Origin of the sequence: Streptomyces sp. NPDC006314 (genome assembly GCF_040613075.1) — a bacterium.
Lineage (GTDB): Bacteria > Actinomycetota > Actinomycetes > Streptomycetales > Streptomycetaceae > Streptomyces.
Genome location: NZ_JBEXRL010000004.1, coordinates 165,306 through 185,034, shown reverse-complemented (window position 1 = coordinate 185,034; position 19,729 = coordinate 165,306). Strand labels below are relative to the sequence as shown.

The following is a 19,729-nucleotide window of genomic DNA, read 5'->3' as shown; positions in this document are numbered from 1 at the left end:
GCTTAGAAGTACCCCTCGCGCTTGCGGTCTTCCATCGCGGCCTCGGAGAGCTTGTCGTCGGCGCGGGTCGCGCCCCGTTCGGTGAGCCGGGATGCGGCGATCTCGGCGATCACCGCGTCCAGCGTGGTCGCGTCGGAGTCGACGGCACCCGTGCAGGACATGTCACCGACGGTGCGGTAGCGGACCAGGCGCTTGACGACGGTCTCGCTGTCCTTCGGACCGCCCCACTCACCGGCGGTCAGCCACATGCCGCCCCGCTGGAACACCTCACGCTCGTGCGCGAAGTAGATCTCCGGCAGCTCGATGCCCTCACGGGCGATGTACTGCCACACGTCCAGCTCGGTCCAGTTGGACAGCGGGAAGACGCGGACGTGCTCGCCGGGGGCGTGGCGGCCGTTGTAGAGGTTCCACAGCTCGGGGCGCTGACGGCGCGGGTCCCACTGGGAGAACTCGTCGCGCAGGGAGAAGACGCGTTCCTTGGCGCGGGCCTTCTCCTCGTCGCGGCGTCCGCCGCCGAAGACGGCGTCGAACTTCTCGCTCTGGATCTTCTCCGTCAGCGGGAGGGTCTGGAGCGGGTTGCGGGTGCCGTCGGGACGTTCCTTGAGCACACCCCGGTCGATGTAGTCCTGGACGGAGGCCACATGGAGGCGCAACCCATGTGCGGCCACCACACGGTCCCGGTACTCCAGTACTTCGGGGAAGTTGTGTCCCGTGTCCACATGGAGCAGGGAGAAGGGGATCGCGGCCGGGGCGAAGGCCTTCAGCGCGAGATGCAGCATGACGATGGAGTCCTTGCCACCGGAGAACAGGATCACCGGGTTCTCGAACTCGCCCGCAACCTCGCGGAAGATGTGCACCGCCTCGGACTCCAGCGCGTCCAGGTGCGAGAGCGCGTACGGGCTGTCCGTGCCCTCCTCGACCTTGACGATCGTGGTCATGCCAGTCCCCTCTCGCTCAGCAGTGCGTGCACGGACGCGGCGGACTCCTGAACCGTCTGGTGCTGCGATTCGATCCGCAGATCGGGCGCCTCCGGCTCCTCGTACGGGTCGTCGACCCCCGTGAGCCCGGACAGTTCGCCCGAGGCCTGCTTGGCGTACAGGCCCTTCACATCGCGTTCGCTGCACACCTCGACCGGGGTCGCCACGTGGATCTCCAGGTACGGCGTCCCGTTCTCCTCGTGCCGCTTGCGCACCGCGTCCCGGCTGTCCGTGTACGGCGCGATCACCGGGACCAGCGCCTTGACACCGTTACGGGCGAGCAGTTCGGCGACGAAGCCGATGCGCTGCACGTTGGTGTGCCGGTCCTCCCGGGAAAAGCCGAGGCCCGCCGAGATGAACTCGCGGATCTCGTCGCCGTCGAGCACCTCGACACGGTGGCCCTCGGCACGCAGCCGGCCGGCCAGCTCGTACGCGATGGTGGTCTTGCCGGCGCTCGGCAGACCCGTGAGCCAGACGGTGGCTCCGGTCGTCACGTGGTTCTCCTGATTCGAGTCGTTCGTCATCCGTGCAGCCCGCACTCGGTCTTGGCGCGGCCCGCCCAGCGGCCGGCACGCGCGTCCTCGCCCTCCAGAACCCTCCGGGTGCACGGGGCGCAGCCGATGGACGGGTAACCGTCCATCAGCAGCGGGTTGGTGAGCACGCCGTGTTCGGCGATGTACGCGTCCACGTCGTCCTGGCTCCAGCGGGCGATCGGGGAGACCTTGACCTTCTGCCGCTTCTCGTCCCAGCCGACGACCGGGGTGTTCGCCCGGGTCGGGGACTCGTCGCGGCGCAGGCCCGTCGCCCACGCCCGGTAGCCCTTCAGGCCCTCTTCCAGGGGCTGGACCTTGCGCAGCTTGCAGCACAGGTCCGGGTCGCGGTCGTGCAGCTTCGCGCCGTACTGGGCGTCCTGCTCGGCGACCGTCTGCCTCGGTGTGAGGGTGATGACGTTGACGTCCATCACGGCCTCGACGGCGTCCCGGGTGCCGATGGTCTCCGGGAAGTGGTAGCCGGTGTCGAGGAAGACCACGTCGACGCCCTTGAGCACGCGGGAGGCGAGGTGGGCGACCACGGCGTCCTCCATGGAGGAGGTCACGCAGAACCTCTTGCCGAAGGTGTCCACCGCCCACTGGAGGATCTCCAGGGCGGAGGCGTCCTCCAGATCGCGGCCCGCCTGCTCGGCGAGCGCCTTCAACTCCTCGGCCGTACGCTCTTCCTGAGCCGTCGTCATATGCGATCGTCCCCTCCGTTGTCGGCTCGCTGAAGGCCCCGGGCGAGCAGCCCGAGGAACTTCAGCTGGAATGCGCGGTTGCATGACCCGCATTCCCAGGCGCCGTGGCCCTGCTCGTGCGGACGCAGGTCCTCGTCACCGCAGTAGGGGCAGTGGAACGGTGCGGCCCGCTCGCTCACGACAGCGCCTCCTCAGAGGCTCGCGCAACCCACGTGGCGAACCGCTCGCCGTCCTCGCGCTCGGCCTGGAACCGCTTCAGGACCCGCTCGACGTAGTCGGGCAGTTCCTCCGCGGTGACCTTCAGCCCGCGCACCTTGCGGCCGAAGCCCGCCGCCAGGCCGAGGGCGCCGCCCAGGTGCACCTGGTAGCCCTCGACCTGCTCGCCCCGGTCATCGAGGACCAGCTGGCCCTTGAGGCCGATGTCCGCGACCTGGATACGGGCGCAGGCGTTCGGGCAGCCGTTGAGGTTGATGGTGATCGGCTCGTCGAAGTCCGGCAGGCGGCGCTCCAGTTCGTCGATCAGCTGCGAACCGCGCTGCTTGGTCTCGACGATGGCGAGCTTGCAGAACTCGATGCCGGTGCAGGCCATGGTGCCGCGCCGGAAGGAGGACGGCCGGGCGGTGAGATCCAGCGCCTCCAGGCCCTCGACCAGCGACTCGACCCTGTCCTGCTCGACGTCGAGGACGATCATCTTCTGCTCGACGGTGGTGCGGACCCGGCCCGAGCCGTGTGCCTCCGCGAGGTCGGCGATCTTCGTCAGTGTGGCGCCGTCCACGCGGCCGACCCGCGGGGCGAACCCGACGTAGAAGCGGCCGTCCTGCTGCCGGTGCACACCGATGTGGTCGCGCCACTGCTGCACCGGCTGCTCGGGAGCCGGCCCGTCGACCAGCTTGTGCTTCAGATACTCGTCCTCCAGCACCTGCCGGAACTTCTCCGCGCCCCAGTCGGCGACGAGGAACTTCAGCCGGGCGCGGTTGCGCAGCCGCCGGTAGCCGTAGTCGCGGAAGATCGAGATGACGCCCTCGTAGACGTCCGGGACCTCGTCGATCGGCACCCAGGCGCCGAGCCGCACGCCCAACTTGGGGTTGGTGGACAGACCGCCGCCGACCCACACGTCGAAGCCCGGACCGTGCTCGGGGTGCCGCACGCCGACGAACGCGACGTCGTTGATCTCGTGCACGACGTCCAGCAGCGGTGAGCCCGAGATGGCCGTCTTGAACTTCCGCGGGAGGTTCGAGTACGCCTTGTTGTTCAGGACGCGGCGCTTCATCTCCTCCAGCGCCGGCGTGGCGTCGATGATCTCGTCCTCGGCGATGCCCGCCACGGGGGAGCCGATCATCACACGCGGGGTGTCACCGCACGCGGTGACCGTGGACAGGCCCACACTCTCCAGCCGGTCCCAGATCTCGGGCACGTCCTCGATCCGGATCCAGTGGTACTGGACGTTCTGCCGGTCGGTGATGTCCGCGGTGCCGCGCGCGAACTCCTGCGAGATCTCGCCGATCACCCGCAGCTGCCGCGTCGTCAGCGCCCCGCCGTCGATCCGCACCCGCAGCATGAAGTACTCGTCGTCCAGCTCCTCCGGCTCCAGGATCGCGGTCTTGCCGCCGTCGATCCCGGGCTTGCGCTGGGTGTACAGCCCCCACCAGCGCATCCGGCCGCGCAGGTCGTTCGGGTCGATCGAGTCGAAGCCGCGCTTGGAATAGACCGTCTCAATGCGTGTCCGCACATTGAGACCGTCATCGTCCTTCTTGAACTGCTCGTTGCCGTTGAGCGGAGTGAAGTGACCCACGGCCCACTGACCCTCACCGCGGTGACGGCTCACCTTGCGGCGGGGCGCGGAGGCGGCGGGGTTCTGTGGGGTGGCGGCCATGGTTCTACGTCCTTCGGGACAGGCGGAAAGCGGCTCTGACCTGCGCATACGTGCGCGTGCGGGCATGGTGGCGCGTCATTGCGCGAGGGGAAATCAGCTACGGGAAGATCGGCGGTGCTGGGCGTCAGCCGGCCGGACAGATGGCGCTGGACATGCGGCCGAGGTCGACGTGCCGCCGACTCACCAAGGCAATTCCAGTTCCAGGCATGGCGGAAGCCTGTCATGGCGATCTGGACACAGTCCAGCTTTATCCAACATGCGGACACCCTTGTCCCGAAATGTGGAACAAGGGTGTTGTCGCTCACATGCGTCGCGGGAAGGCTTGTCCCGGCGGATCACGCGGGGTATGCGCCGGGCCACGGCCCCGGCGCCGCCACATCCGGCTCCAGCTCCACCTTGGTGTCGAACAGCTTGAAGCCGCGCCGCTGGTAGTTGTCCATCGCGAACTCGCCGTCCTTGCTGCATGTGTGCAGCCACACCCGCTTCGTCGGCGCACGCCCCGGCCACCGCTCGGCCAGATCCCAGGCGCGGGCCGTGCCGTACGACAACAGGTGGCCGCCGATGCGCCGGCCGCGGAAGGCGGGGATCAGACCGAAGTAGGCGATCTCGACCACACCCTCGTCCTGCGGGTCCAGCTCGACGTAACCGGCGGGGGTACCCCGGTCGTAGGCCACCCAGGTCTCCACGCCGGGCCGGTCCACGTACTCCTGCCACTCGGCGTAGGTCCAGCCCAGCCGGTCCGTCCACCGGATGTCGCCGCCGACCGAGGCGTACAGGAAGCGGCTGAACTCGGGGGAGGGGACCTCGGCGCGGACGATCCGGACGCCGCCCTCGGGTGCGGCCGCGGGCAGGAGGTCGGCCGGTGACGTCTGCTCCAGGGACCAGGTGGTGACGGGGACGCTGCTCATGCGGGCCAGGGAATCATCCCGTCGGCCGATCTGTCGATCGACCAGGTCACGCCGCTCACGGCACCGCACCGCCCGTCGGCGGGCCCGCCTCGGCGCCCGGCCGGGCGGGGAGTGCGTGAGGGGGCGGTCGGGCGGGGGGTCACTCCAGCGACCGGTCGAGCGCGGCCAGCGGCAGGGAGAAGAGCATCCGGTCCGACAGCGACCACACCTCGCCCGTCTCCCGCCGGTAAGAGAGTGAGCCCGCCGCCCGTGCCCAGCAGCGGCGCGAGGCGTCCGCGCCGCAGTGGACGGCCCGTGCCCCCTTGCTGTCCTGCCGCCACAGGCTGCCGTGACCGTCCCGCGAGCTGGGCAGATGTCCCACATACCAGGACGGTTCATCCGTGCCGGCCTGCCGGTACGGCAGCACCCCCCGGATTCCGGCCGCCCGGGTCCGGTAGGCCTCCACCGCGTCCACCCGCCCCGCGGAATCCGTGGCGAGCAGCCCCCTGCGCGCCGGGTCCGTGCTGAACGCGTACCGCCACAGCCGGGCCGTCCGGTCGCTGCCGGGCGGGGTCCACTCCGCGGCGACCAGGCTGTCGGGTGCCGTGCCGCGGTCGAGGGCCAGCGCGCCGGGACAGGGCGGCCCGGAGGCCGTACAGCGGCCGGAGGTGAAGCGGTACGAGCCGACCGCGGGCATCACATACCGGTAGCCGTCGGCGGACCAGCCGCCGCGCACCCGGCCGATCGCGGGGCCGTCGATCGTGGTGCGCTGGATGCGGTCGAGATCGTAGACGTAGAGTGCGTCGGCGCTGCCGGTGGACGTGGTGACCAGCAGCTTGTTCTGGTGCCGGACCATACCGGAGATGCCTGAGGTCAGCCCCCGGTAGTCCCGGCCGCCCTGGACCGGCACCACCAGCAGCACCCAGCGGTAGGTGAGGTGGGCGGGGTCGTCGGCGTCGACGAGGGCGACCCGGGCGAGGCCGCGCTCGGCGGGGCGGCCGGTGGTGCTGTGGGTCCAGCCGGTGAGCACGACCCGGTGCCTGCCCCGGACGCCGTCGTCGGTGTCGCCGGAGGCGGTCACCGAGGCCGGCCGCCAGGCGGTGGACGCGGCGTCGGCCGGGTCCCAGCAGTAGGCGCGGGTGGCGGCGGGGGCGACGGGCAGGGAGGCGCGGTCGTCGGCGGAGCAGTCGTCACCCTCGCGCATGCCGCGGTCGGTGCGCTTCAGTACGGCGGCCACGCCGACCGGACGGCCCATCGCGGCGGAGAGCCGGTTCAGGGAGCGGGCCCGGACCAGGTGCTCCTGGAGCCGGAGCGGCCCGGTGTCCGCCGGGGAGGAGAGCGGTCTGAGCGCGCCCGGGTCCCCGGTCACGTGGGCCTGGGACGCGCTGATCACGGTGGCGGCCGCGGTGAGCGCCAGCGCGGTCCCGGCCAGGACCGCGCGCAGCGCCGCGCCCCGTCTGCGCCGGCGGTGTCTGCCGCGATGCTTCATGTCTCCTCCCGAGTGGGCCAACTGCGCCCGGTGGTCCGTACGTTGACCGAGGAGCAGGTGGGGAGGCCCGAAGGGGATGCTACGGCAGTAACGGGCCGCGCAGGGCGAAGACCCCGCAAATACGCGAAAGACACGCTCATGGAACCGCGGTCCGGCTTCACGGGTGGGGCGGTCGATCGCCCTCCGGAGCCGTCCGTCTGCGTGCCACCGCCGGTGCCGTCGACCGGGACAGCAGGTCGCGAGGGTCGTCGGGAAGCAGCACCTCGACCTCCGCGTCCTCACGGAAACGATAAGGCCGGTGTTGCAGAAGTTCCCCAAGATACCGCCTGATACGGGACATCTCTGCCCGTACGGTGACGGTCCTGGACGGATCGTCGAACAGGTCCTCCGCGAGACCCGCCGCACCACGCCCGGACGGGTGTTCGGTGAGCAGGAACAGCAACTCGGCATGCCGCGGGCTGAGTTCCCGGGACCACGAGCCCGCAGAGGTCTCTACCGTCAGCGCACAGCGGCCCGGCCGGGCGAGGTCCAGCACGATCCGGGTCGCGGCGGTGGCGAGCGGTTCGTCCTCGGCCCGCAGTAGCCAGCCCCCGGCCAGCGGTTCCACCGCGCACGTGCCGAGCGAGGGCAGCCATCGGCGGCCGGGCGAGAGCGACTTGGGCAGCCCGACCCGCCGCACGTACGGCATCCCGCTCACCGCCGCCACCCAGCCGTTCCGGTCCACCACCAGCGCCCGCCCGCCCAGCCGGGCCAGCACGGGCGCCGCCACCGCCCGCAGCCGCTCCAGCGAGGCCAGATGCAGCTCCCGCAGCCGCGCCTCGGCCAGCTTGGCCACCGAGTCCACCCATGCCAGGGTCGCCGGATGCATCGTCTCCAGCGGGCCGCTGACGTCCACGACGCCGATCAGCTTCCCGTCCCTGGGGTCGGTGATCGGGGCGCCGGTACAGGTCCAGGAGGTCTGCGAGCGCACGAAGTGCTCACCGGCGAAGACCTGCACGGGCCGTCGTACGACCGCCGGGGTGCCCACCCCGTTGGTGCCGACGACGTCTTCCCGCCAGTCCGCACCGAGTTGGAAACCGAGACCGTCGGCCTTGCGCAGCACCGGCCTCGATCCCTCCCGCCACAGCACGCGCCCCTCGGCGTCCGCGACGACCATGATGTGCTGGGCGACGTCCGCGACCGAAAGCAGACCTTCGCGCAGCACCGGCAGGACGTGCCGCAGCGGTGACTCCTCGCGCCGGCGCCGTACTTCGTCGCAGGACAGCAGGCCCGATCTGAAGTCGTGGTCGGGGTCGACCCCGCTGCGCAGCATCCGTCCCCAGGACTGCTCGATCACCGGCCGGGGCTCGATCGGTGCACGTTGTCCGGCGAGTGTGGCCTCGCGCACCTTGCTCAGCACCCGAGCCGCCTGCGCCGCGTCCACGGCGGCCAGACGCGCCACGTTCATGGGCGGGTTCACCACAGGGGTCCTCCCGGAAAAGGCCGTCGAACACATTTGTCAAGCCGTCCGGGCGGCGGTTTCCGGTCCGACTGTGCCTCTCATACTGCCGCTCCGGGCAGGCCGGAGGCACACACTCCGCGCACGTGCGCCAACAAGTTGCAACCCCCTGCAACCCTGGTGGACCGCGGCGGGGTGGCTGAGACTTGACCGTGGCGCCGCCCACGGGCGGCGCCCGCGGCCTCCAACGGGGCCCAGAAGGCGGGGGTGGTGCCGTGTCGGCGCAGCACCACCCCCTCCGCGTTCGGCCGCCGGGGCAGGGAGGCGCGGCCCGGTGTGGCGAAGGCGTCTGCCGGCCGGGCAGTGGCTGGGCGCGCGGTTCCCCGCGCCCCCGGGCAGGATCGAACCCTGTGCCGGACCGCGCGGACGTCTCAGTCCGGATCAGTGGGCGTCTCGTGCCGGATCGCGGATGTCCAGGGGCGGATCAGTGGGCGTCTCGTGCCACCGCGGACGTCCAGGGCCGGATCGCGGACGTCTCAGGGAATCGGCCGGGCGCGTTCCACCACCGTCGCCAGGTCCAGGCCCGCCGGCAGGGTGCCGAAGGACGCGCCGTGGTCGCCGCCCAGGCGGGAGGCGCAGAACGCGTCGGCGACCTCCGGCGGCGCGTGCCGCACCAGCAGCGAGCCCTGCAACACCAGGGCCAGCCGCTCGGCCAGCCGCCGCGCCCGCCCCTCGATGCCGTCCAAGTCGGCGAGTTCGGTGAACAGGTCCTTCACCGCCCTGTCCAGGCGGTGGTCGGCGCCATGCGCCCGCCCGATCTCGGTGAGGCAGGCGTCCAGCGCCCCCGGCTCACGCTGCAGCGCCCTGAGCACGTCCAGCGCCTGGACGTTTCCGGCGCCCTCCCAGATGGAGTTCAGCGGCGACTCGCGCACCAGCCGGGGCAGCCCCGACTCCTCGACGTACCCGTTGCCGCCCAGGCACTCGGCGGCCTCGACGGCCACCGGCGCACACCGCTTGGTGATCCAGTACTTCGCGGCCGGCACCGCGAGCCGCAGGAAGGCGCGTTCCTGCTCGCTGCCGTCGTCGCAGGCGGCGGCGAGCCGTAGCGCGAGCGCGGTCGCCGCCTCGGACTCCAGCGCGAGATCGGCGAGCACATTGCGCATCAGCGGTTTGTCGGTCAGCTTGCCGCCGAACGCCTCGCGGTGACTGCTGTGGTGGATCGCCTGCGCCACCGCCTGCCGCATCAGGCCCGCCGAACCGAGCGCGCAGTCCAGCCGGGTCGCCGCGACCATCCCGATGATGGTCCGCACCCCCCGCCCCTCCTCGCCGACCCGGCGCGCCCAGGTGCCGTCGAACTCGACCTCGGCGGAGGCGTTGGAGCGGTTGCCCAGCTTGTCCTTCAGCCGCTGGATGCGGAAGACGTTGCGGGTTCCGTCCGCCAGCACCCGCGGCACCAGGAAGCAGGTGAGCCCGCCCGGAGCCTGTGCGAGCACCAGGAAGGCGTCCGACATCGGCGCCGAGCAGAACCATTTGTGCCCGGTCAGTACGTACGTGCCCGCCTCGGCGAGCGGCCGCGCCTCGGTGGTGTTCGCGCGTACGTCGCTGCCGCCCTGCTTCTCGGTCATGCCCATACCGAAGATCGCCCCGGGCTTCTGCCCGGCCGGCCGCAAGTCCCGGTCGTAGACCGTGGACGTCAGCCGCGGCTCCCACTCGGCCGCGAGTTCGGGGTCGGCGCGCAGCGCGGGCACGGCCGCGTGCGTCATCGACAGCGGGCAGCAGTTGCCCGCCTCGACCTGGGTCCAGATCAGGAACCCGGCGGCCCGGCGCACATGTCCGGCCGGCCGGACCCAGGCGCTGGTCAGGCCCGCCGAGACGCCCTTGCCGAGCAGCCGGTGCCAGGCCGGGTGGAAGTCGACCTCGTCGATCCGGTGACCGTACCGGTCGTGGGTGCGCAGCCGGGGCGGGTGCTCGTTCGCCTGCACCGCCCACTCCTGCAGCTGAGCGGAGGCGGCGGCCCGGCCGAGCGCGGACAGCTCGGCGCGTACCTCGTCCAGTACGTCCGGGCCGGTGTACCGCTCGACCGCTTCGACGAGGCCCCGATCGGCCGTGAAGACGTCGTGTCCGGCCAGCGGCGGCGGCTGGTTCGTCACGGTGTGGGTGGAGGTGCCTGCCATGATTGCGAACCTACCCGGGACGGCGGCGGTGATGGCCTCCAGAGTGGCACAGCCCCGGAATCCTGAGGGGTCGAACCGGTGTCCGACCCCGGAAGGTGAGGGCGGCCCGGTACGACGGATACCGTTAGGACGTGCAGCCAGCAAGTGAAATCCCCGAGCGGCCCGCCGGCCGGCTCCACCGGGCCAGAGCCCTGTACCGGAACGTCTCCAAGCGCAGGACCGCCTGGCTGTTGCTCAAGGACACCGTCAACTCGTGCATGGAGTACCGCATCCTGGGCCTGGCGGCCGAGGCGGCGTTCTTCACGCTGCTGTCCGTGCCGCCACTGCTGCTGAGCCTCATCGGCCTGCTCGGCTACGTCGACGACTGGACCGGCGCCGACACCATCCACAGCCTGGAGAGCAACCTCCTCGAGGCCTCCCGCACGGTGCTGTCCGACAAGGGCGTGAAAGAGATCGCCCAGCCGATTCTGCACGACGTGATGAAGGGCGGCCGGCCCGACGTCATCTCCATAGGCTTCCTGTTCGCGCTGTGGTCGGGCTCGCGCGCGGTGAACGTCTTCATCGACACCATCACCGTCATGTACGGCCTCGACGGCGTCCGGGGCATCGTCAAGACCCGCATCATGGCCTTCCTGCTGTTCATCGTGGCGCTGCTGATCGGCTCGGTCGCCCTGCCGCTGATGGTGGCGGGGCCGGACGCGGTGGTGCGGATCGTGCCCTGGTCGGAGACGGTCGTCCAAGTCCTGTACTGGCCGGTCGTGATCGTCCTGTCCATCGCCTTCCTGACGACCCTGTACCACGTGTCGGTGCCGGTCCGCTCCCCGTGGATCGAGGACGTCCCCGGCGCCCTGGTGGCCCTCGCCATGTGGGTCCTCGGCAGCTTCCTGCTGCGCATCTACCTCACCAGCACCATCGAGGGCGCCACCATCTACGGCTCCCTGGCGGCCGCCGTCGCCGTCCTGCTGTGGATCGGCGTGTCCGCCTTCGCCGTGCTCGTCGGCGCGGCGGTGAACGCGGCGATCGACCGGGTGTGGCCCGCCGCCGCCACGGCCGCCGCCCGTGAGGCGAACGAGCGGATGCGCGAGGCGCAGGTCGCCGAGTACGTCGCCCGTGCCGCGGCCGCCCGCGAGGCCGATCCCGACGACCCCGACATGCCCTCCGAGTTCCCCGAGCGCTGGTCCCGCTTCCTGCCCCCGGAGGATGTGACGGCCCGCCTGCGCACCCACGCGAAGAACGTGCACCACTCCCACCGGTCCCACGACACCGGCACCGGCACGGACGACACGGCAGACCCGGAGAAGTGACCGGGCGGCCGGAGAGTGGTGGGGCGCCGGGGCACGCGGCCGGGCGGTGGGAGGCGTGATCGGCCCCCGGGGCACGTGATCGGGTGGCGGGGCGCGTGGCGGGGCGCCGGGACGCGTGTCGGATGCCGGGAGCATGACCGGATGGCGGTTGGCCTGACCGGGGCGGGCGGTGGGGCGGGGCCCGGCCGCCGCGGGCGTTCCGTCAGCCCTTCCACGCCCCGGCCGCCGCGGCCTCCCGGGCGAAGTCACCGAAGTCCCGCGGCGCACGGCCGAGCACCTGCCGCACGCCGTCCGAGAGGTGGGCGTTCCGCCCGTCGAGCAAGGACGCGAACAGCTCGACCAGGTACTCCACCTCCTCCGGCGGCACCCCGAACCCGGCCAGCCGCTCACCGTAGTCCCGGGGCGCCACCGCCCGGTACGACAGCTCCCGCCCCGCCGCCGCAGCGATCTCCGCGATCGCCTCGCCGAAACTCAGCAGCCGTGGCCCGGACACCTCCAGCGTCCGCCCCGCGTACCGCTCGCCCGCGGTGAGCACGGCCGTGACCACGTCCGCGACGTCCCGGAGGTCGACGAACGGCTCCCGCACCGCGCCGCCCGGAAAGACCAGTTCCCCGCTGGCCCGCACCTCCTCGACCAGCGGGCCCTCACTGAGGTTCTGCGCGAACCACGCGGCCCGTACGACCGTCCAGTCCGCACCCGACTCCGCGAGCGCCTCCTCCGTCGGCCGGGCCTGCCCCTCACCCCGGGCCGACAGCAGCACCAGCCGCCGTACCCCGATGGCCACCGCCTCGCGGGCGAGGAGCCCGATCGCCTCGGCCGCTTCGGGCGCACCCACGTCCGAGGGGTACACCAGGTAGGCCGCGTCGGCGCCGCGCAGCACCCCTTCCCACGTCGACCTGTCCCGCCAGTCGAAGCCACGCGCGCGCGTGGCCTCCCGTACCGTCAGTCCGGCCGCCCGCGCGGCCGCCGCGACCCGGCTCCCCGTAGGACCGGACGCGCCGGTCACCACCACCGTCGACACCTCTGTGCCCTGCGTGTTCTGTGCGTTCTGCGTCATGTCGGCCAGTCAACCGCCCGGTGGCGCGGGGGGACATCGCCGAGCGACTCCCCCCCATAAGCGTGCGTCTACGCTGCCCCCATGGACGCACTCGCAGGCCTGCTGGACGGCCCACGCGCGCATGGCGCCTTCATGATCCGGGCGTGTTTCGACCCGCCGTGGGCCGTGCGTGTGCAGGACGAGGCGCCGCTGACGGTGATGCTCATGGCTCGCGGCAGCTGCTGGATCACCCCGGACGCCGGCGGCAGGCCGGTACGCCTGGGACCGGGCGACCTGGCGATCGCGCGCGGCCCCGAGCCGTACACCTGCGCTGACACCCCGGACACCGCCCCGCAGGCGCTGATCCTGCCCGGCGGCGAGTGCCGCTACCCCGACGGCAGCTCCCTGAACGGCTCCATGGACCTCGGCGTGCGCACCTGGGGCGACCGTCCCGACGCGGGCACGGTGATGCTGATCGGCACCTACCTGATGCGCGGCGAGATCAGCGGCCGCCTGCTCGACGCCCTGCCGTCCCTGCTGACCCTCCCCGCCGAGGTGTGGCCCTGCCCGCTCACCCCGCTGCTGACGCAGGAGATCGTCCGTGACGAGCCGGGCCAGGAGGTGGTCCTGGACCGCCTCCTGGACCTTCTGCTGATCAGTGCCCTGCGGGCGTGGTTCTCCCGCCCGGAGGCGGCGGCGCCCGCCTGGTACCGGGCCCTGGCCGACCCGGTCGTGGGCCGCGCGCTGCGCCTGCTGCAGGACGACCCGGCGCACCCGTGGACGGTCGCCGCGCTCGCCGCCAAGGCCGGTGTGTCCCGCGCGGCCCTCGCCCGCCGCTTCACCGACCTCGTGGGCGAGCCCCCGATGACCTACCTGACCGGCTGGCGGCTCGCCCTCGCCGCCGACCGCCTGCGCGACACCGACCTCACCCTCGACGCCCTCGCCCGTCAGGTCGGCTACGGCAGCGCGTTCGCTCTCTCCACGGCCTTCAAACGCGAGTACGGCGTGAGCCCCCAGGAACACCGGGCGGGGAGCGGCGGGCGCCGGACCTGACGGAATCGAGTGACGTGCCGGCCTCGGGGTGCCTGCGGTCGGCGGGACTGACCTTCTGCGGACCATGACGGATCTCCCTGCCACGGCTCGCGGACCGGGCCGGCCGCACTTCACCTCGCTGCGATCCCGGCAGTGGGCCTTCCCGCGGCCGGCTCCACCCCCGGGTGCGGCGCACCGGTGCGGAACGCGGCGTGGCGATTCCACCCGCTTTCCACCCGCTTTACACCCGCTTCTCCACCCGTGCTCCGATCCGCCGGTCCCCGCCCCCCGCCTAGCGTTTTCCGCAGGCCGGCGTCGTCCGGCCGCGGTACGACAGCCGGGCGCGGCCGTGCGACGCGCCGCCCGGTTCGGCTCGGGCACCGAGCGAGGAGGCGAAGGACATGGCTGACACGACGGACGCAGCGGGTGACGAAGGGCGGCCTGGGTGGGCCGATGGACCGGGCGGCCCGGCGAACGGCCCGCTGCTCCCGCTCGCCGTCGACCTCGTCCTGCCCCTCGTCGTCTACTACGCGGCCCGAGCACTCGGCACCGGCCCGGGCCCGGCACTGCTGCTGAGCAGTGCGCCACTGGCCCTGCGTCTGCTGTCCGGTGCGGTGCGGCACCGCAGGATCGACGGCGTGGACCTGTTCTTCACGGTCCTGCTGGCCGCCGCCGCCCTGGTGTCCCAGCTCGGCGGCGGCCCCCGCCTGCTGCTGTTCAAGGACGCGGCGCTGTCCCTCGTGGTCGGAGGCTGGGTGCTCGGCACCGGTTTCACCCGCAGACCGCTGGCCTTCCAGCTGGGACAGCGACTGCACCGCGGACAGGCGGCGCGGGCGCGAGCCAGGATCTGGCAGGACCGCGCCGAGTATCGTCGGGCACTGCGTCTCCTCACCCTGCTCTGGGGCGCCGAGCAACTGGGCGACGGGGGTCTGGGCACGCTCGCCGCCGCCACACTGCCCACCGACACGGTGCCCCTGCTCGCCCGCGTCCAGTGGCGGAGATCGCCCGGACCGCGGCACCGTCCCCCGCCGCGGGGCAAGCCCTGCTGCCCCGGGCCCACACCTCCCACGAGATGGACGAGCTGGAGCGCGTCTTCCGCCGTGCGTGGCTGTGCGTGGCACTCGCCGACGAGATACCGCGACCGGACGACTGCCTCTCGTCCGGACCCGCTCGGCCCCCCGCTGGTCCTCACCCGCGACGAGTACGCAGACCTGGACGCCCTTTCCCGGGTGAACCGGCACCGGTCCATGGACCTCCTGCCGCCGGAAAACCCCCCGAGCAGAGTCGGTGGCGCGCCTGACCTGCACGTACCCCACCTGGAGCGGTTCCCGGCCCGGCGCCCGATCCGGCCGGCGAGGGCGCACCGGCACCGGCGGCGACGTAGGCTGGCAGCCGTGTACACGGAGCGGGTGTCACGGCTGACCGGGGCGGTCGTGTGGACGAACACCCCGACCGGGGCCGGTGCCCGGCCCGTGCTGCCCGACGGCTGCATGGACCTGATGTGGAGCGAGGGCCGGCTGCTGGTCGCCGGCCCGGACACCCGCCCCTACGTCCCCGACGGCCCGGCCCGTTCCTGGGCAGGTATCCGTTTCTCCCCCGGCACGGCGCCCGCTCTGCTCGGCGTACCGGCGCACGAACTGCGCGATGGCCGGGTGGAGTTGGCCGACCTGTGGCCCGCCGCACGGGTCCGGCGCCTGCGTGACCGGGTGGAAGCGGCACCCGATGCGGCCACGGCCCTGGAGGACATCACCCTGGACCGGGCCGTATGGGCGGCGGCCCCCGACCCGCTGCTGCATCGGCTCGTGGAGTGCCTGGACGAGGGTCGCCCGGTGTCCGCGACGGCCACCGAACTCGGCATCGGCGCGCGCCAGTTGCACCGCCGCTGCCTTGACGCGTTCGGGTACGGGCCCAAGACCCTCGCCCGTATCCTGCGTCTGCGACGGGCGCTGGCGCTGGCCCGCTCCGGGGTGCCGTACGCCGAGACGGCGATCCGTGCCGGGTATGCGGACCAGCCGCATCTCGCGCGTGAGGTGAGGGGGTTGACGGGCAGGCCGCTCGGGGAGCTACTCGGCGGGGGTGGGTAGCGGGGCGAACAGGTCGACGCCGTTGCCGTCGGGGTCGTGCACGGTGGCGTACCGCTGCCCCCAGAAGGCGTCCCACGGCTTCAGCTCCCCGTGGTGCCCGGCGCCCACCAGGTCCTCGTACAGGGCGTCGACGTCGGCAGGGGAGTCGCATCGGAAGGCGAGCGAGACCCGGCCTGTGCCGGCGGGTGTCCGCCATCCGGGGTGGAAGGAGCGGATGGTCTCCTCGGTGTCCAGCGCGAGGATCAGCCCGCCGGGCAACTCGGCCTCGACGTGCGGCTGTTCCTCGGCCCCGGCGGGGAAGACCAGGCCGAGGCGACGGTAGAAGGCGAGCGAGGCGGCGAGGTCCGAGGCCACCACGCCGATCACGGTGAATCGTGCGGTCATACGGCCACCGTAGGCAGACGCGGGTCAGCCGGTCTTGAAGGAATCGGACATCGCAGACGCGCGGCGGCCCCGATCCGGGCGGCCGGCGCCGCGGCCCGGTCCGGTGGAGGCGAGGTGTTCGACGAGCACGAACGTCACGCTGATCAGAAGCGACCAGGCGCCGAACTTGGTCAGAGGCACCGGCTGCCAGCCGGCGAGCTGCTGCGGGTAGCTCCAGGCGCCGGCGTAGGTGGCGGCGTTCTCGGCGACCCACAGGAAGAACCCGATCAGCACGAAGGAGACGGCCAGCGGCATGCGGTAGCGGTGGGCGCCGACGCTGAAGCCGACCCAGGTGCCGGCGGTCGCGGCGGCCATGGCCAGTGCGAGCGGCCAGCGCAGGTCGGGCGCCCAGTGGTGGGTGAAGAAGTTGACGTAGACGGCGGCGGCCACCAGTGTCGTGGCGGCGGCGCGGTACCGGGTGTAGCGCAGCCGCATCAGCCGTCTGGCCCGGCAGACGTAACTGGCGACCGCCGCGTACATGAAGCCCCCGTACAGCGGCACCCCGGCGATCTTGGTGAGCGCGTCCTCCGGGTAACTCCACGAGCCCATGCGCACCTTGACCAGTTCGAACAGCAGCCCCAGCACATGGCACACGGCGATCACGGCGGTGTCCCGCCGGGTCTCCCAGCCCGCCCTGCGGGCGACGAGAGTGAGCAGCACGCCGTAGGCCAGCACCAGGTCGTATCGCGCCACCGGCAGGTGGGGCAGGAGCCGGGAGGCGGCGATGCCCGCGAGCAGCGCCCCGGCGAAGGCGCAGCACCGGGCCTGGATCACCCCGAACCGCACCAACTGCCCCATGCCGTGGCAGAGACCTCTCCTCATGCGACGCATGCCCCCTCCTTCGCGCGCCGGCGACGGCCCGATCCTAGAGGTGTGGTTGAACGTGTTCAAATACCGAGCGCTCCATCGTCTTCCCGGCTGCCGCACCCCTTTCGTGGCTGCGGTCCGAAGAAGGGCGCCGGCGGGCGCGGCCCGGAGGCGGTGGGGGAGGGGGCGTGGCGGAAGGGTTTCCCTCGCCCGTCGATCTGTTCAGACGCAGGCCACCGTGCCGGAACCGGCCCGTCCCTGGCTCACGCGAAGGTGACCGGCCCGTTCGGTGTGTCCACGGTGAAGGAGAGCGCGGCCGGCCCCGCCGCGAGCGACAGCCCGGCACCCAGGGCCGCCAGCGGACCGCGCACCTCCTCCGGGTCGGGCAGCGTGCCGGTCACCTCCAGCAGTGGGGTGACGGGCAGGCCCGAGGCGGCCGGGTGTGGGGACTCGCCCCAGTCGATGAGGAACGGCACAAGGCCGCAGGGGTGCGCGCTGTCGCCGTCGGTCAGCCGCCACCGCAGCACGGTGCCGTCCGGGGTGCGGCGGCTCATCGGCTGCGCGGGACCCGGATCGTAACCCCGCGCGCGGGCCGCAGCGATCGCCGCGTCCAGGTCGGGCGGGCTGATCGCCCAGGTCAGCGTGCGCGGGCCGGTCAGCCGGTCGACACCGAACGGCCGCGGCCCGGCGGGCTCGGGCTGCTCCGGGTCGGGGCCGAGGATCTCCAGATAGCTCCTGCCGCCCAGCCCCACCAGATGGTTGCGCGTGCCGCGCCCGAGGTGCACTCCGCCGGGGACGGGCGTCACCCCGGTCCGCCGTGCGAACTCCGCGACGGACGCGGCCAGGTCGGGCGTGGCGAGGACGAGGTGGTCCAGGAGCGGGGGGATGGCGTTCATCGCGGGGAGGCTACGGTCATCCGCCCTGCACGGCAAACCGGTTCGGCGCGTTCGGGGTGCGGCGCCCGCCCGACAGGGCCGCCGCATGGCCGCGCGACTCCTCGTCCGCACCCGCACCACCGACGACCGCCACGACTTCCTCCCCGGCGCAGGCGCCGCCCTCCGCGCGCTCGGCCGGGTCGACGTCGAGTACACCGAGGACCCGGCCGGCCTGGAGCGGCCGCTGGACGGTTACGCGGCCGTGGTCGTCCGCTCCACCAGCGGAGACGTGCTGACCCCGGCCGGTCGCTGGCGGCTCGTCGAGTACGTCGGCGCGGGCGGCGGCTTCGCCGGGGTGCGCGCGGCCGCCTGCACCGAGTACGGATGGCCGTGCTACGGCGAACTCCTCCGCGCCCCTTCGTACGGCATGCCCCGTACCGGCCGGGCCGAGGCCCCGTCGAGGATCCCGGCCATCCCACGGCCCGCCCTCTGCCGGCCGCCTGGGACGCCACCGACGAGTGGTACGACTTCGACGCCGGCCCGGGTGCCGCTGTGCGCCGACGAGGCGTCGTACGAAAACGCCGCGATGGGCGCCGGCCATCCGCCGGCCTGGTGCCGCGGGCAGGGCTCCGGAGGCGGACGCAGGTTCTCCACGGCCCTCGGACACGCCGTCGGCGCCTATAGCGACCCGGACTTACCGGCCCACCTCGACGGCGCCCCCACTCGGACGGGACGGCTCGCCGAGTGACGTTTCTGCGGTGAACCGGTTCCGCCATCGGGGTGAGTAAAGCTCGTCTACGTGGAAGGTCATGGGCATATCTAGAGATGCTCTTGTCTTGGCAAAGGGCGTCGAGACGCGCGGCCGACCCCGCCCCGCGTCACCCACCCACAGGAGGAGCCGGACCTTGACTTACGGTAAGAAGCTGCGCGAGCGCATCGCCGGGCCCGGGACCACACCGCTGATCGGCGTGTACGACATGTACTCGGCGTCGATCGCGGCCAAGCACTACGACGGGATGTTCGTCTCGGGCTTCGGGTTCGCGGCCTCGTACTACGGGCTGCCGGACATCGGATTCATCGCCTGGCCCGACATGGTGGCCTTCGTCCAGCGGTTGCGCGGCGCGTTCCCGCACCATCACCTGCTGGTCGACATCGACGACGGCTACGTCGACCCCGAGGTCGCCTGTCACGTCGTCGAGGGACTCGAACGCATCGGCGCCTCCGGCGTGATCCTGGAAGACCAGAAGCGGCCCCGCCGCTGCGGACACGCCGACGGCAAGCAGGTCCTGCCCCTCGAGGAGTACCTGGAGAAACTGCACAAGGTCCTGCAGACCCGCAGGGATCTGGTCGTCGTCGCCCGTACGGACGCCACCGACGAGCACGACATCCTGCGCCGCGCCGAGCAGCTGGCCGCGACCGACGCCGACGTGGTCCTCGTCGACGGAGTGCGCAGCGTCGAGTGCATCAAGCGCATCCGCGAGGTCGTCGGCGACAAACCGCTGCTGTTCAACCAGATCGCCGGCGGCAAGTCGCCCCGCCTGTCCCTCGGTGAACTGTCCGACCTCGGCGTGGACGTGGCGATCTACAGCACCCCGTGCCTGTTCGCCGCGCACGAGGCGATGGACTCCGCGCTCGCCGGTCTGAAGGCCGCCGACGGCCGGCTGCCGGAGGTGGACCCCGCGAGCGGAGTCGGCGTGAAGGCGTCCACCACCCTGCTGGAGCGCAACATCGCCCGCGAACGGCTCGCCCCCGAGGGCGTGGGCGTGTGACGGGCGCCCTGCCCCGGTTCGGGATGGCGACGGCGGTCGCCGCCGCACTCCTCGGCGCCGGTGCCGTACCCGCGGTCGCGTCCGGGGGTCTCGTCACCGTGATCGACAACTCGCGGACCGGCACCGACAACTCGGAGACGGACTCGATCCTCGAGGTCGACCGCGCGGCCAATGTGCAGACTGGCAGCGGCACCGCCGGCAGCGACCACGACGGCAGCGCCGTGGACGTGGTCGAGGCCCTCGTCGGAGCCGACGGCCACCGCGGGGAGGACTGACCCGGATCACCCCGTGCGCGCGTCGGGGATCTGGAGACGACCGCACGACCGAGAG

Annotated in this window: 19 protein-coding genes and 2 pseudogenes; 7 read left to right on the top strand and 14 right to left on the bottom strand. The window is 72.4% G+C overall.

Annotation, left to right across the window (positions count from 1 at the left end; genetic code table 11):
• Window positions 1–2: 2 nt before the first annotated feature.
• The 10 genes from cysD to ABZ079_RS08905 all read right to left on the bottom strand — a co-directional run bounded on the left by cysD (window position 3) and on the right by ABZ079_RS08905 (window position 10,069).
• Window positions 3–938, bottom strand: a complete 936-nt coding sequence (cysD, locus tag ABZ079_RS08950) for a sulfate adenylyltransferase subunit CysD (RefSeq protein WP_356938735.1) — start codon at window positions 936–938, stop codon at window positions 3–5.
• Window positions 935–1,471 carry an adenylyl-sulfate kinase gene (gene cysC / locus ABZ079_RS08945; RefSeq protein ID WP_356938734.1) on the bottom strand — a complete coding sequence of 179 codons (537 nt, stop codon included), beginning with the start codon at window positions 1,469–1,471 and terminating at the stop codon, window positions 935–937. The genes cysD and cysC overlap by 4 nt, the downstream gene beginning before the upstream one ends.
• 26 nt (window positions 1,472–1,497) lie before the next feature.
• On the bottom strand, window positions 1,498–2,208 hold the full coding sequence (locus ABZ079_RS08940) for a phosphoadenylyl-sulfate reductase (protein WP_356938733.1): 711 nt from the start codon (window positions 2,206–2,208) through the stop codon (window positions 1,498–1,500).
• Entirely contained in the window at window positions 2,205–2,387 is a 183-nt protein-coding gene (locus ABZ079_RS08935; RefSeq protein ID WP_356938732.1) for a hypothetical protein, read from the bottom strand. Before ABZ079_RS08935 ends, ABZ079_RS08940 begins: the two co-directional genes overlap by 4 nt.
• Window positions 2,384–4,081, bottom strand: coding sequence for a nitrite/sulfite reductase (locus tag ABZ079_RS08930; protein ID WP_356938731.1), 1,698 nt, complete (start codon window positions 4,079–4,081; stop codon window positions 2,384–2,386). The genes ABZ079_RS08935 and ABZ079_RS08930 overlap by 4 nt, the downstream gene beginning before the upstream one ends.
• A 124-nt stretch (window positions 4,082–4,205) precedes the next feature.
• Window positions 4,206–4,289: a putative leader peptide gene (locus ABZ079_RS08925; protein ID WP_316248393.1), complete on the bottom strand. Its 84-nt coding sequence runs from the start codon at window positions 4,287–4,289 to the stop codon at window positions 4,206–4,208.
• 127 nt (window positions 4,290–4,416) lie between these two features.
• Window positions 4,417–4,989, bottom strand: a complete 573-nt coding sequence (locus ABZ079_RS08920; RefSeq protein WP_356938730.1) for a GNAT family N-acetyltransferase — start codon at window positions 4,987–4,989, stop codon at window positions 4,417–4,419.
• A 139-nt stretch (window positions 4,990–5,128) separates the two neighbouring features.
• A complete protein-coding gene (locus ABZ079_RS08915; RefSeq protein WP_356938729.1) occupies window positions 5,129–6,457 on the bottom strand; it encodes a hypothetical protein in 1,329 nt (442 codons plus the stop codon).
• 157 nt (window positions 6,458–6,614) lie between these two features.
• Window positions 6,615–7,904 (bottom strand): GAF domain-containing protein, encoded by a 1,290-nt coding sequence (locus tag ABZ079_RS08910; protein ID WP_356938728.1) that lies wholly within the window; start codon window positions 7,902–7,904, stop codon window positions 6,615–6,617.
• Window positions 7,905–8,431: 527 nt separating this feature from the next.
• Window positions 8,432–10,069, bottom strand: coding sequence for an acyl-CoA dehydrogenase family protein (locus ABZ079_RS08905; protein ID WP_356938727.1), 1,638 nt, complete (start codon window positions 10,067–10,069; stop codon window positions 8,432–8,434).
• 131 nt (window positions 10,070–10,200) lie between these two features.
• On the opposite strand from ABZ079_RS08905, the gene ABZ079_RS08900 reads away from it, so the two are divergent.
• Window positions 10,201–11,373: a YihY/virulence factor BrkB family protein gene (locus ABZ079_RS08900; RefSeq protein WP_356938726.1), complete on the top strand. Its 1,173-nt coding sequence runs from the start codon at window positions 10,201–10,203 to the stop codon at window positions 11,371–11,373.
• Window positions 11,374–11,575: 202 nt separating this feature from the next.
• On the opposite strand, the gene ABZ079_RS08895 is transcribed toward ABZ079_RS08900, so the two are convergent.
• Complete coding sequence (locus ABZ079_RS08895) at window positions 11,576–12,430, bottom strand: NmrA family transcriptional regulator (protein ID WP_356938725.1); 855 nt, start codon at window positions 12,428–12,430, stop codon at window positions 11,576–11,578.
• Window positions 12,431–12,511: 81 nt separating this feature from the next.
• On the opposite strand from ABZ079_RS08895, the gene ABZ079_RS08890 reads away from it, so the two are divergent.
• The 3 genes and pseudogenes from ABZ079_RS08890 to ABZ079_RS08880 all read left to right on the top strand — a co-directional run bounded on the left by ABZ079_RS08890 (window position 12,512) and on the right by ABZ079_RS08880 (window position 15,525).
• Window positions 12,512–13,462 (top strand): AraC family transcriptional regulator, encoded by a 951-nt coding sequence (locus ABZ079_RS08890; RefSeq protein ID WP_356938724.1) that lies wholly within the window; start codon window positions 12,512–12,514, stop codon window positions 13,460–13,462.
• 380 nt (window positions 13,463–13,842) lie between these two features.
• Window positions 13,843–14,421 (top strand): annotated as a pseudogene (locus ABZ079_RS08885) (VC0807 family protein); the annotation flags it as partial.
• Window positions 14,422–14,835: 414 nt separating this feature from the next.
• Window positions 14,836–15,525 carry a helix-turn-helix domain-containing protein gene (locus ABZ079_RS08880; RefSeq protein WP_356938993.1) on the top strand — a complete coding sequence of 230 codons (690 nt, stop codon included), beginning with the start codon at window positions 14,836–14,838 and terminating at the stop codon, window positions 15,523–15,525.
• Here ABZ079_RS08880 and ABZ079_RS08875 read toward each other — a convergent pair.
• The 3 genes from ABZ079_RS08875 to ABZ079_RS08865 all read right to left on the bottom strand — a co-directional run bounded on the left by ABZ079_RS08875 (window position 15,505) and on the right by ABZ079_RS08865 (window position 17,651).
• The gene (locus ABZ079_RS08875) at window positions 15,505–15,909 is read right to left on the bottom strand and encodes a VOC family protein (protein WP_356938723.1); all 405 of its coding nucleotides are present in this window, start codon (window positions 15,907–15,909) and stop codon (window positions 15,505–15,507) included. The two genes, ABZ079_RS08880 and ABZ079_RS08875, sit on opposite strands and share 21 nt — an antisense overlap.
• A 24-nt stretch (window positions 15,910–15,933) precedes the next feature.
• On the bottom strand, window positions 15,934–16,779 hold the full coding sequence (locus ABZ079_RS08870; protein ID WP_356938722.1) for a DUF817 domain-containing protein: 846 nt from the start codon (window positions 16,777–16,779) through the stop codon (window positions 15,934–15,936).
• Between the two features lie 239 nt (window positions 16,780–17,018).
• Window positions 17,019–17,651 (bottom strand): VOC family protein, encoded by a 633-nt coding sequence (locus ABZ079_RS08865; protein ID WP_356938721.1) that lies wholly within the window; start codon window positions 17,649–17,651, stop codon window positions 17,019–17,021.
• Window positions 17,652–17,736: 85 nt separating this feature from the next.
• On the opposite strand from ABZ079_RS08865, the pseudogene ABZ079_RS08860 reads away from it, so the two are divergent.
• From ABZ079_RS08860 to ABZ079_RS08850, 3 genes and pseudogenes are all read left to right on the top strand, one after another.
• A pseudogene (locus ABZ079_RS08860) lies at window positions 17,737–18,378 on the top strand (ThuA domain-containing protein).
• A 157-nt stretch (window positions 18,379–18,535) separates the two neighbouring features.
• The gene (locus ABZ079_RS08855; RefSeq protein ID WP_356938720.1) at window positions 18,536–19,399 is read left to right on the top strand and encodes an isocitrate lyase/PEP mutase family protein; all 864 of its coding nucleotides are present in this window, start codon (window positions 18,536–18,538) and stop codon (window positions 19,397–19,399) included.
• Complete coding sequence (locus tag ABZ079_RS08850; RefSeq protein ID WP_356938719.1) at window positions 19,396–19,674, top strand: hypothetical protein; 279 nt, start codon at window positions 19,396–19,398, stop codon at window positions 19,672–19,674. The genes ABZ079_RS08855 and ABZ079_RS08850 overlap by 4 nt, the downstream gene beginning before the upstream one ends.
• Window positions 19,675–19,729: the final 55 nt, after the last annotated feature.